The organism is Flavobacterium sp. YO12 (assembly GCF_004119495.1).
Lineage (GTDB): Bacteria > Bacteroidota > Bacteroidia > Flavobacteriales > Flavobacteriaceae > Flavobacterium.
Window position 1 is genome coordinate 17,491 of the sequence record NZ_NRQU01000029.1, and the last position, 12,732, is coordinate 30,222.

8 protein-coding genes and 2 tRNA genes are annotated in these 12,732 nt (G+C 34.3%); 5 read left to right on the forward strand and 5 right to left on the reverse strand.

What is annotated here, in order from left to right:
• Positions 1–4 precede the first annotated feature (4 nt).
• From BOW55_RS11295 to BOW55_RS11315, 5 genes are all read left to right on the forward strand, one after another.
• Positions 5–1,465, forward strand: a complete 1,461-nt coding sequence (locus BOW55_RS11295) for an LptF/LptG family permease (protein ID WP_129024197.1) — start codon at positions 5–7, stop codon at positions 1,463–1,465.
• Positions 1,466–1,467: 2 nt separating this feature from the next.
• Positions 1,468–2,598, forward strand: a complete 1,131-nt coding sequence (ribB, locus tag BOW55_RS11300; RefSeq protein ID WP_164975027.1) for a 3,4-dihydroxy-2-butanone-4-phosphate synthase — start codon at positions 1,468–1,470, stop codon at positions 2,596–2,598.
• A gap of 3 nt (positions 2,599–2,601) precedes the next feature.
• Positions 2,602–3,000 (forward strand): acyl-CoA thioesterase, encoded by a 399-nt coding sequence (locus BOW55_RS11305; RefSeq protein ID WP_129024199.1) that lies wholly within the window; start codon positions 2,602–2,604, stop codon positions 2,998–3,000.
• 140 nt (positions 3,001–3,140) lie between these two features.
• Positions 3,141–3,225, forward strand: a tRNA-Ser gene (locus BOW55_RS11310).
• A gap of 140 nt (positions 3,226–3,365) precedes the next feature.
• Positions 3,366–3,450, forward strand: a tRNA-Ser gene (locus tag BOW55_RS11315).
• Between the two features lie 118 nt (positions 3,451–3,568).
• On the opposite strand, the gene BOW55_RS11320 is transcribed toward BOW55_RS11315, so the two are convergent.
• The 5 genes from BOW55_RS11320 to BOW55_RS11340 form a co-directional block, all read right to left on the reverse strand.
• The gene (locus BOW55_RS11320) at positions 3,569–5,482 is read right to left on the reverse strand and encodes a sialate O-acetylesterase (protein ID WP_129024200.1); all 1,914 of its coding nucleotides are present in this window, start codon (positions 5,480–5,482) and stop codon (positions 3,569–3,571) included.
• A 237-nt stretch (positions 5,483–5,719) separates the two neighbouring features.
• Positions 5,720–7,342: a DUF5597 domain-containing protein gene (locus BOW55_RS11325; RefSeq protein WP_129024201.1), complete on the reverse strand. Its 1,623-nt coding sequence runs from the start codon at positions 7,340–7,342 to the stop codon at positions 5,720–5,722.
• A gap of 134 nt (positions 7,343–7,476) precedes the next feature.
• On the reverse strand, positions 7,477–9,684 hold the full coding sequence (locus tag BOW55_RS11330; RefSeq protein ID WP_129024202.1) for an endo-1,4-beta-xylanase: 2,208 nt from the start codon (positions 9,682–9,684) through the stop codon (positions 7,477–7,479).
• Positions 9,685–9,696: 12 nt separating this feature from the next.
• Positions 9,697–11,067 (reverse strand): glycan-binding surface protein, encoded by a 1,371-nt coding sequence (locus tag BOW55_RS11335; RefSeq protein WP_129024203.1) that lies wholly within the window; start codon positions 11,065–11,067, stop codon positions 9,697–9,699.
• Between the two features lie 33 nt (positions 11,068–11,100).
• Positions 11,101–12,732, reverse strand: a complete 1,632-nt coding sequence (locus BOW55_RS11340; RefSeq protein WP_129024204.1) for a RagB/SusD family nutrient uptake outer membrane protein — start codon at positions 12,730–12,732, stop codon at positions 11,101–11,103.

Consider the following 12,732-nt stretch of genomic DNA (forward strand, 5'->3'; position numbering starts at 1 on the left):
AAGGTTGAAAATTTTAGACAAATACTTACTAAAAACATTTCTGATTACGTTTACTACGGTATTCGTAATCCTTTTTTTTATATTCATATTACAAACTGTATGGCTTTTTATTGCAGAACTTGCAGGTAAAGATCTTGACTTCATATTAGTTATCAAATTCCTGCTTTTCTCAATGCCGCGTATTATTCCACTGGTTTTACCTTTATCAGTTTTATTAGCTTCGATTATGAGTTTCGGAAATTTAGCCGAAAACTATGAATTTGCAGCAATGAAATCATCTGGAATATCGCTTCAAAGAGCCATGAGAGTTCTGATCGTTTTTATATTCGTTTTGAGTATTGTAGCCTTTTGGTTTGCCAACAACGTTATTCCTTATGCTGAGTATAAATTTGTTAATTTCCGAAAAAATATTGCTCAGGCAAAACCTGCCATGGCAATTGCCGAAGGACAATTTAACGATGTTGGAACTTACAATATTAAAGTAAATAAAAAATCCGGCGAAAACGGAAACACACTAACCGGCGTTACTATTCATGAAAAATCGAATAATATTGGAGAAAACAAAACTGTTATCAAAGCCAAAGACGGAGAATTAATCAGTAATGAAAATTCTAGTATTTTAAAACTGGTTTTAAACAATGGTTATTACTATCAAGATGTTACTCCAAAAAAATACGAGGATCGCGCCAAGCTTCCATTTATAAAAGCGGCTTTTAAAAAGCACATTATCAACATTGATTTATCCGAATTAAACAAAGTTGATGACAGTAAAGAAAGTATTGCTGGAACAAATGCAATGCTTAACGTAAATGAACTGCGGTATACTTTAGACTCATTAAGCAAAAATCTAGATAACGAAATTATTTCATTTTCTGAAAACATCAATCAACGTGTTGGAATTAGAAAATCGATAGCTCCAATCAATGTAGACAAGGCTAAAAAGAAAAAAGCTTTACCAAACGACCTTTTGTCTTTATACACAAACAAACAAAAGTCTGACATTTTAAAAATGGCCAGCAGCAATGTTTCCAGTAACATTTACTCAATTGAATCGACTCAAAAAGATTTAAAAGATAAACAGCGCGAAATCAACAAACACTTAACAGCATTGTACGAAAAATTTGTAATTGCTTTTGCTTGTTTTTTAATGTTTTTTATTGGTGCCCCATTAGGAGCTATTATCCGAAAAGGAGGACTTGGATTACCAATTGTTTTTGCAGTTTTAATTTTCATTTCTTTTCATTTCATCAATACTTTTGGAAAAAGATTATCGCAAGAAGGCGGAATGTCTCCTTTTATGGGATCATGGATGTCTTCGTTTATATTACTGCCATTAGCTGTATTACTTACTTATCGTGCTACAAATGACAACGGATTAATTAATTTTGATGCGATAACTACTCCTATTTCACAACTATTTCAAAAAATTGCTGAGCGGTTTTCACCAGCTCAAAATAAACAATAATTATGTCAACAAAAATTCAACTAAATACTATTGAAGAAGCCATAGAAGATATTCGTCAAGGTAAAATAATCATTGTAGTCGATGATGAAGATCGCGAAAACGAAGGCGATTTTTTGGCTGCTGCTGATAAAGTAACGCCTGAAATGATCAATTTCATGGCTACTCACGGACGCGGATTAATCTGTACACCTCTTACAGAAAGCCGTTGTAAGGAACTTGATTTACGTGCAATGGTTACAAACAATACAGATCATATGGAAACTGCTTTTACTGTTTCTATTGATCTGAAAGGCAATGGAGTAACAACAGGTATTTCGGCAGCAGATAGATCTAAAACCGTTCAAGCATTAGTTGATCCAAATACAAAACCTCATGATTTTGCGCGTCCTGGCCACATTTTTCCTTTAATAGCTAAACAAGGCGGTGTTTTAAGAAGAACTGGCCATACAGAAGCCGCTATTGATTTTGCAAGACTAGCAGGTTTTAAACCTGCTGGTGTAATCTGTGAAATTTTAAACGAAGACGGAACAATGTCTCGCTTACCAGAACTTTATAAAGTTGCTAAAAAATTCAATTTGAAATTAGTTTCGATAGAAGATTTAGTTGCCTATAGAATGCAGCACGACAGCTTAATCATAAAAAAAGAAGATTTTGATATCGAAACTCGTTTTGGAACTTTCCGCTTAAGAGCATACGAGCAAACAACAAATAAACAAATTCATATTGCGTTAACTAAAGGAACATGGAATCTTGGTGAACCAATCTTAACAAGAATTCACTCCTCACAAGTAAATAATGACTTGTTAGGCACATTAACTAATAATGCTGAACAGCAGTTAGACGATATGTTTAAAGTCATAAATGAAAATGGAAAAGGTGCTGTTATTTTTATTAACCAAGATATGACTGCTGTAAATTTACTAAACAGAATTTCTGAACTTAAAGTATTACAAGCACAAGGAACTTTGAAAGCTCCGAAAGTAATTATTGATAGTAAAGACTATGGAATTGGTGCTCAAATACTCCATGATATTGATATTTCAAAAATCAGATTAGTTTCTAACACAGAACAAACAAAACGCGTTGGAATGATTGGATATGGTCTTGAAATTACTGAATACGTAACGTATTAATTTATGGGAACATTAGAAGAAAGAATTTCAAAATCAGAAACTCATATTTTTAAAGCTGTTTTTCCAATTACAACGAATCATTACGACACTTTGTTTGGCGGTACAGCACTTCATCTTATGGACGAAGTTGCTTTTATTTGTGCTACGCGATTCAGCCGAAAGAAAGTTGTAACGATTTCAACTGGTCAAATTGATTTTAAAAAAGCGATTCCAGCTGGTACTTTAATTGAATTAGTAGCAAATGTTGTCAGCGTTGGAAGAACAAGCTGTAAAATTCACGTTGATATTTTTATGGAGCAAATGTATTCAGAACTTCGCGAAACGGTAGTTTCAGGAACTTTTTCGTTTGTTGCAGTGGATGAAAACAAAAAACCAGTGCCAATTTTAGACGTCTTAGAGTAATTTTTTCAAAAACCTCACTTTCGGGAATACTGATAATTAGACACTTGAAAAATAACTTAAAAAAACCGCTAAAAAAGTTTTTATAATCGGAAAAGCGTACTATATTTGCACTCGCAATCAGATAATGAGAGCGACATACTGGAGAAATGGCAGAGCGGTCGAATGCGGCAGTCTTGAAAACTGTTGACTGTAACAGGTCCGGGGGTTCGAATCCCTCTTTCTCCGCAGAAATTCAAAACCCTTAACTATGTTAAGGGTTTTTCTTTTTTAAGTATATTTTTTTAGAAATAGTTCCAAAAAAATTTTCACAATTCAAAAAACAACTTATCTTTGCACTCGCAATCAGAAAACGAGAGCAACATACTGGAGAAATGGCAGAGCGGTCGAATGCGGCAGTCTTGAAAACTGTTGACTGTAACAGGTCCGGGGGTTCGAATCCCTCTTTCTCCGCAAAAGAAAACCGATTAGGAAACTAATCGGTTTTTTCTTTTTATATTCTTAATTATTTTAGATAGTACAAGAAGACTATCTAATCTTTTTTATCTACTCCACTCTAAACTAAACAAATTCATTCAACATCCAAGCTCGCTTCAAAAGGCGAAGCCGGCAATCCTTCGTTATTATACAAATTAGCTTCTATAGGATTATCTGCCCAAGCATATCTTACTTTGACTGGATCTGCGACAGAATCATTACTAACTATAATTTTATCTCCTTTAATTACAGCTTTTGCCCAAATAAACTTTCCATCAGTTCCTGCTATCGCAAATTCTTTTAATTCATTTCCATTTTTGATTACCAATCCAGTTCCAACATTTGAAAAACTTAGAATTAATTTATTTCCTTCTTTTTTTATCGATTTGTAAAGCGGTCCTGAAGCTGCTAAGTTTTTTTCACCATAAACCAATTTTCTAGCCTGAAGTGACAATCTTTTTCCAACATCGTACTTATTTAAAGGATGAATATCATTCCATTCGCCTAAATCTATTGCTACTGCCAATCCTGTATTCGGAACTTTCAAGGTATTCAACTGCTGTTGTCTCAAAGCTGCCCAATTACTTTCTGCAGGTTCTGGTTTTGGTTCCATAAAGTTTGGAAGCTGAACCAATAAAAAAGGCAGTTTTTCTTGTCTAAAAAGTGTTCTCCAATTGGTTATCAAGGTTTCCATTAGTACAAAATATTCTGATGGCTTTTTAGTGTTTGCTTCGCCCTGATACCATAAAACGCCTTTTATCGGATAATTTTTCAATGGAGCAATCATAGCATTGTAAAGTCCGACTGGTTTCCATCTCACAAAAGTTTGTCCTGGCAGCGGAAGCATTTTTGAACCTAACTTATAGCTCCAATTCCCTTTTAAATCAATTGTTTTGTCACCTATACTTAACTCGTATGGTTTATCGGTTACGAAACCTCCTCTTCCAGAATTACTGATAACTCGAATGGTAATTTCATTTTTTCCTTCCTTTAAAACATTAGCATTAAAAGAATAAATTCTCGGTGGATATTGATACGATGTTGTTCCAACAAAATTTCCATTTACAAAAACAGAATCAGCATCTACAATTCGTCCTAAAATTAATTTAGCCTGACTTTCTTTTATTTTCTCTAAAGTAAATTCTCTTTTAAACCAAACAGAACCATTTGTATTTCCTAGTTCTCCATCTGCCCAATAACCTGGAATATTCATTGTTTTCCAATCGGAAATATCGACTGAATTTACCCATTTATTCTTTAAACCAGTATCGGTCTGATTTAATAATTTATACCAATCTGAACTTACTTTTCGGTCATTTTCATCAATTTGTTTTTCTAGTTTTCCGTCTTTAAATTTTAAATATTCTGCATAATAATCCGGAAACTTTTTTATCCCTTCTTCACTGATCCAAGATTCTGCAGGCGAACCCCCCAAAGAACTGTTGATTAAGCCAATCGGGATTTTGTATTTTTCATAGATTTCACTGGCAAAAAAATAGCCGACTCCTGTAAATTGTAAAACACTTGTTGGATTTGCTTCAATCCATGACCCAGAAGAAAAATCGGTTCTTTCTTTTTCGAAATAATATTCATCCGGAACTAAAAATTGTCTGATGTTTGAATTACTAGCTTTTGCAACAATATCCTTGTATTTATCTTTAATTCTTTCCATCGGAAGTTCCATGTTCGATTGTCCCGAACAAAGCCAGACGTCACCAAAGAGAATGTTTTTTAATACAATTGTATTAGAACCTTTTAAAGTCATTTCAAAAGGTCCGCCTGCTTTTTGTGACGGAAGCTCGATCGCCCATTTTCCATCTTCGGAAGTTATGGTTTTATACTTTCTCCCTTTAAAATCCAATTCTATATTTTCATTTACCGATGCCCAGCCCCAAATATTGACTTTTGTATCGCGTTGTAAAATCATTCCATCGCTTATTAATCGGGGTAGTTTTATCTGCGCATTGATGCTGAAGGTTATTAAAAATGCTAATATAATTTTTCTCATACGGTTTGTTTGTTTTTTTTGCCGCTCCCGATAGCTATCGGGATAAAAAGATTTACACATATTATTAAAAAATCCTTTAATCTATGGCTAAATTTTTTTCTGCCACTAATTACACGAATTGACACTAATTTTTATAGTTGTCTTCAATTTCACAAATCAAAAAAATCGTGCGATTGTATATTTATAGACAAAGTATAGATTAGTGTAAATTCGTGTAATTCGTGGCCAATAAAAAAACTATTCATAAGTATATAATTTTATTTTTTGTATTTCATAATCGCCAACTGAAATTCTAAGATGTCTGCCTTGATGGGTTTGATCTCCATTAAAATGTCTTATCGTTTTCCATTTTTCATCTTCAAATTTACCTTGATCTGTTTTTAAAATTCCTGCATTTAAATTTTCTTTTAAAGGTTTAAAAGTTACAACAATTCCTGAACCCGCAATGTAAAATTCGTTCTTAGTAATTTCTATAATAATAGCACTTGACATTGGCCAAACTTCAGCCTTTGCGCCGTCAGACCAATTTAGGGTGTAATCGTGTTTGAATGTAAATTCATAATCTCCCAATTTAATAATCTGTGTATTATTTTCTTTGTCTAACAAAACACCTTCGATTTTTCCCAGACCTTTATTAACTTCAATAATTGGAGTTAACTGATGTATCAAATCATAAATTTTCCCAAGAGGTTCCTTTTTGGCATCGGCAACCGATTCTATAGAAAATGGCGAAAAACCAATTGCTTCATAATGTCCAATTGCGTACAAACCTTTAAAAGGCGCGGTTTCATCAAAACGATGTTCGGGAATAAATAACGGATCGCCTTGTCGTGTAAACAAATCATTCCATTGTTTGAAAGATGGATTATAAAAATCGGGCGCTAAAAAGTCAATCGAATTTCCCGCAGCTTTCCAAACATCCATAAGATGCGGAAGCGGTCCAGCACTCGGATATTGACCTGGCTTTTTTTCGGGTGCATTTAAAGCTGCATTGACAAACATCGGAATTGGATAAATATCTTTGCCTGCTTTTGCAATTTGATTGGTAAATTTTGAAAAATACCAAGCCATAAAAATTTCATCGGTATGCAATCCTTTTCCAAAAACTTCTTCCCAATTCCCTGAAGTTTTGAATCCGTTTTTTTTCCAAATTTCTAAAAATTCAGGAACGAGTTTTTCTTTATTTTTTTGAAGACACTGCACCAATTCTTTTGGAACTTCTTTTTTAAAAGCTTCATTTGCTAACGGATGATAATCGCGGGCAGTTGGCAGCATTCCGATTTCATTTTCGACTTGAATCATAATTACAGTCTGCTCTTTTTGATCCAATTCTTTAATATGTCTCATCAATTTTTTGAACGCATTTAAATCGGCTTGCAAATTATTTTCGCTGAAAGGCGTTAAAATTTCATGACTTTTATCTTTGTCATCTTTAACTCTCGGATATTTTTTCTGATTTAATTTTACCCAAACCGGCGCGTGACTCGACATACTATTTTTCCAAGATCCAAACCAAAGAAAAACGAGTTTTAAATTTTCTTTTCTTGCTCTAAGGATTAAATCATCAATTAATGAAAAATCAAATTTACCTTCTTCTGGTTCGATAAGTTCCCAATAAACAGGTGTTAGAACTGTATTGAGATTCATGTCAACCAATTTCGACCAAATAGTTTCCATGCTTTCCATACTTGTTGCGGAAGAATTTCCTAATTCACCTCCACGTATTAAGAATGGTTTTTGGTTTACAATTAATTGTGTTTTGTTTCCTTTTTTCTGAAGGCTGGGTATATTTTGGCAAAATCCAAAATGCACCAATAATAATGCAATTAAAAGGATTCTGTTTTTTAAGAAAAATGCCATTCGATTTAATTTAAGATTGAAAGCTGTTTAATTCTGTTTTTTTTAAATACTAAGCTGTAAAGTCAAAAAATAAATAATCCATAATATAAACCTTTTTACAGCTTTATACTATGGATTATAACCAACTCAAATATTTAAGGTTTTACTAACTCCCCTGAGAATCCTAAACTTACATCTTTTCCTGCCAGACCATCTGCAGTGCCTTTGTATGCATGTTTACGAACATAATTAGCATCCCAAAGGTTTGGAGATTCATTTGGAAGCCAATATTCATGTTCTTTTGAATTATCAGAAACTCCCCAAATTGTGATTCCATATTGCTGTGCTGCTGGAATGTGTTTTTTGTACATATCGATAACATATTGATACATTTCAGCTTGTGAAGCTTGTTGAACAACGGTTGGTGTAGCAGTTCCTAATCTAATATCTAACTCTGATATTTTAATCAATTTTCCTGAAGCAGCTAGTTTTTGAAACATCTGAACAATTTTATCTTTATCTGTCGTTAAACCAATGTGCATCTGCGTTCCGATTCCGTCAACAGTTGCTCCTTTGCTTTCAATATATTTTACATATTCGATTAATCCGTCACATTTATCTAATCTCGATTCTAAATTGTAATCGTTTATGAAAAGTTTATCGGTTGCATTTCCATATTGACGTGCTAATTTGAATGCTGAAACGGCATAATCTTTTCCTAGATATTTTACCCAAGAGAAATAATCTGTCGCTGTATCGCCTTCGGTTCCATTTCTTAAAGTTCCGTCTTCTTTCATTGGTTCATTTACTACATCCCAAGAAAAAACTCCTGTTTTATAATGTGTCATCATTTTAGAAATCCAATTGGTCATGGCATCACCAATAATTTTAGTTTTCTCAGCATCTGTTTTTTCGATTGTTATTGGAGCTGTTGGACCAGTTCCCGAAGACGATCCATCAGTTACTAAAACATTATCGATATAATAAGTTCCTGCAGCTCTTCCTAAATCAAAACCAAAGCCAGTCTCACCTCCTTTTGCAGTAAATTTCCATTCTAATTGTTTCCAAGTAGTGCTAGTTAACTCATCTGTCTGATAATTTGCTAATGATGATGGTGTCGTTGAACATCTTACAGAACCCGCTGCTTCAGAACGAATCATATAAGAAATTGTATAATTTTTTCCAGCTACTAATGCAGAAGTAAAAGTAGTTTGAATCTGGGTTTTCCATTGGTTTGCAGCATCCGATGTCGCGTTTACTACTTTCATTGACCCGCTTCCTTCGTAAACATTTGATGCTCCTGTTCCTGCACTTAAAGCATCTGCAGCTCCATTGGCTCTACTCCATCCTGTTATTCCTGAATTGAAATTTCCATTAGCCACCAAATTAACCGGTCCTGTTGCAGCATCTAAATCTACAACTGCTAAAGTATTAGCATCAATTAAATAAGTTACGTTTGGAAGATATCCTAAATCTAAATTAAATTGAAATGTTGTACTTCCTGCTTTAAAATCTCCTGGAGCCAATTTAATTTTAACTTGCTGCCAAGAAGATGTTGTTGCAAACGCTTCTGTCCCTGTTCCAGTATTCATCCAATCTTTGTATGGATATTGAGCGTTTAAAGAAGCATTAAATGAAATACGTCCTTTACCTGCAATATCTGATTTGATATAGAATGAAATCTCATAATTATGTCCTGTAACAATTGGTACATTTGGAGATGTCAATTGAAGATTATAAGCCAAAGAAGAAGTGGCACTAGAAGCTAGCTGAATTGCCGCAGAAGAACTTGTTAATCCTGAATTGGCAACAGTTGTGATTCCTTTTCCTGGATTATTTCTTGCCCATCCTGTAAAGGTTCCATTTTTGATCGGAGCTAAATCCAAAACATTTGTTCCGCTTGAACCCGGAATTACTGTTGGAGCAATAATACCGTTTAAATAACTTGCATTTTGATTGGAATGCCAAACTAAAGTATGTCCAAAAACTTTTAGTCCAGCACTTTTTGTTGCCGCGATAAAAGCATCTACATTGGTAAAATTAATTTCACCTTTTGCATTTACCATTGCACCATGTTTCATTTCGTAACCCGGTGTTACCTCATCAAAATTTTCATTTACAATCTTTCTATAATTGGCATCACTCATGTATAAACTTATTCCGATTCCGTTTCCTAATGAAAAATCTGAATAGTTTTTTAAAGGTTCGTAACGGCTGATTTTTTCTACTAAAGCTAACGGAAGCTCAGCTCCTGTTACTTCTCCATGTTCTGGGTCTTTTCCCCACTCCATCAAATTATCATCGCATGATGACAAAATCATTAATGATGAAGCAATTATTGGTAGGATATATTTATATTTCATTTTGCAGTTTTGTTAGTTAAAATCATTGTAAACTGGTGTGTCTAATGGTACAATTCTCCAATTATCAGTATATACTTTTACCGAAGTTGCTTTTGAAGGAAATTCTACTTCGCTGGTATTTCCTAAAACATCTTTCATTTTTACATCTGCATTTTCGAACCAAATTCCGAAGTTTTGATACGTTGCAGCTTCTCTATAAGCTAAAACAGCTTCGAAAGTAAAAGGTTCTTTAGACCATTGATAAAATTTATTTAATGGAATGGTAATCGTTGTCCATCCTGCAGTTTGGAAAGCAACTGATTTTCCATCAATAAGCCAAGGAATATAATTGTAAACTCCGCCAGACCATGTTCCTGCATTAAAATTATTAATTGTACATATTTTTAAGTAACCTGAATCTTTCCATGCGTCTGGTACATAAATATCAAATTGAAATGCAACTTTATCAAGCGATGTACTTGCAGGAATAAAAGGAGTTAATTGTGCTCTCCAATTATCAACACCAGTTCCTGCTGTCCATGTTTCTGTTGCTCTACCTGTTGCTGGAGCAATAGAAGCAAGACGAGCTGGGCGATGCGGTACGTATTTTCCTTGCGAAAGATTTCCTTTGCCTATAGAGGCTGATTCTATATCAGTGCCTAAAATCATACCTGTAGCAGGAGGAGTACCCCAAAAACTATGCTGTCCTCTTCCATCAAAATCTAAAATAACACCTCTTTTACAGTTAAAATATGCTGGAGAATATACGCCTCCATTTGAAGTTTGAACAAATAGTGATCCTCCTAAATCTGAGATTCCGCTTGGAACTTTAACTGTAAATAATTCGCCATCTTCTGTTGATGTAATTCCTGTTGTTACCTCAACATTTCCAGGAAAAACTACTTTACTTACTTCAGTTAAACCGGTTCCTATAACTGTTATGGTTTCACCTGCATTTGGCATTGTGTTAGAAATATTAGTTATTGCAGGTTTTCCGGAACGAATTTCAAATTTAAAAGTGGTTTCGTTAGAATCATTTGCAAAACGAATTGTATTTCTCACGGATGGATCTGCTTCTAAAATTGGTGTATCTGCCGAAACGCTCACAAGCATCGAATTGTTAGATACAAAAACTACATTAAAATAGGTAGAATATCCGTTGATGTATACTTTCTTAAGCCCCTCAAACCCCGAACCTTCAATGCGCAGCAACTGTCCTAAACGAGCAAAACTAACTTCTCTATCTGGCACTGTTGAATTGACATCTTCTAAAAATACTCTTGAAATTGTGATCGCACCGCCTTGTGAATCGTTGTTATCACAAGAGGTAAACAGCATGCCGAAAACCATCATTGCAAGAAGTGCGATGGGCGCCCAATACTTTTTATTTAAAATATATTTCATATTACTATTTCTTTAATTTTTTATTTCTGAATACTAGAATAAGTCTTTAATTTTCTCTTCTGTAAACTGATACGGAACAGGGTTTTCTCTCAATAACGGATTCTGAACTAACTCAGATTCTGGATAAGGAAGTGTAAAAATTGTTGCATCAATTACACCAATAGCTCTTGGACTAGTACTTTTTGAAGCGTCAACTGTAACTTTATTAGTAGCTGTGTCATACAAAATTGGAGTAATTACACCTCTATTTTGTGCTGTAACATAATTGATTACTTCTTGTTGTTTGTAGTAAGCTCTACGAACTAAATCGTACCAATATTGTCCTTCCATACACAATTCTACTCTTCTTTCATGAATAATATCTGCATAAGTCAATGTCGTTTTTGGATCTAAACCAGCACGTGTACGTAATTTGTTTACTTCCATAAGAGCCGTTGCATCTGTCGTTGTTGCATTATTTCCTAATGCAGCTTCGGCATAGTTTAAACAAACTTCTGCCAAACGCAGCATATACGTATTTAAGGCCGAATTCATACGGGTAATTTTAGAATTGTCTTTTGTAGAACCTACAACTCCTTTTTTAATTGTAAGGAAATCATTTCCGTGATCAACGGTGTAACCTCCATTTGCTTTGTTGATTTCGGCATAATGATCTTTATTTCCCATAAAAGTTGCTTTACGGCGAAGATCTTTTGATTCATATTCTTGTAATACATTGTAGGAAGCTCTTGTCCAGTATCCCCAAGCAGCATCGTCACCAGTAATATCAGAACCTAATGCAAAATAAGCCTGTTGTGTATTGTTTACTCCATAATCACCGTTTGGCACCCATTGTAAAGCAAACATAGATTCTGTATTGTTGTTATTGTCAATCATGAATAAATCTTCATAATTTGTCATCAAACTATAAGGGCCAGAACTAATCACTTTTTCAGCTGCTTTTTTTGCTAAATCAAGATACGTTTGATTGCGGGTTCCGCTGTTTGGATTATCACTAACTCCCGAAAATGATAAGTAAACACGAGACAGCATCCCGAATGCGCTGTATTTTGTTAAACGTCCTGCCTGACCTGCAGTTTCTGGAAGATATTTAGCCGCAAATTCTAAATCACGCATAGAAAACTCGTAAACATCTTTCATTGGATTTTTGTTTACAATTGGATTTTTTACCAATTCTCGCGGATCTGTTGAAATAATAACATCTCCCCATAACGAAGCTAAATACCAATATGCTGTTCCTCTCATAAAACGAGCTTCGGCAATATATTTATTCTTAACAGCATCGCTAAGCGGGCTTCCAGAGATTCCGATAATCACATTATTAGATTGCTGAACTACATTGTACAATGATGCCCACGCTGAAACTAATGGCCCTGTTAATCCAGTTTCTGTTAAATCTGTAAATGGATAAACGTAATCTGAAAAAGGAGCATACATATTTGCAGCACGTCCATCACCTAAACCATAATAAAACTTGTCATTAAAATCGAACCATACTTTGTTGTATAAAGGTCCTGTTGCGGCCTGAAAATCAGATTCCGTTTTATAAAAATTTTCTTTTGTAATTACATCATTTGGTTCAACGTCCAAAATGTCGCTGCAACTCGTCCAAACAAATGGCAATGCAATAATTAAAGCCGTGTAAAATATTTTCTTTGTTTTCAT

What these genes read in the sequence shown, in the direction of transcription:
- ribB (WP_164975027.1), top strand. Translation starts at nt 1,468, where the DNA reads ATGTCAACAAAAATTCAACTAAATACTATTGAAGAAGCCATAGAAGAT.
- BOW55_RS11305 (WP_129024199.1), top strand. Translation starts at nt 2,602, where the DNA reads ATGGGAACATTAGAAGAAAGAATTTCAAAATCAGAAACTCATATTTTT.
- BOW55_RS11320 (WP_129024200.1), bottom strand. Translation starts at nt 5,482, where the DNA reads ATGAGAAAAATTATATTAGCATTTTTAATAACCTTCAGCATCAATGCG.
- BOW55_RS11325 (WP_129024201.1), bottom strand. Translation starts at nt 7,342, where the DNA reads ATGGCATTTTTCTTAAAAAACAGAATCCTTTTAATTGCATTATTATTG.
- BOW55_RS11330 (WP_129024202.1), bottom strand. Translation starts at nt 9,684, where the DNA reads ATGAAATATAAATATATCCTACCAATAATTGCTTCATCATTAATGATT.
- BOW55_RS11335 (WP_129024203.1), bottom strand. Translation starts at nt 11,067, where the DNA reads ATGAAATATATTTTAAATAAAAAGTATTGGGCGCCCATCGCACTTCTT.
- BOW55_RS11340 (WP_129024204.1), bottom strand. Translation starts at nt 12,732, where the DNA reads ATGAAAACAAAGAAAATATTTTACACGGCTTTAATTATTGCATTGCCA.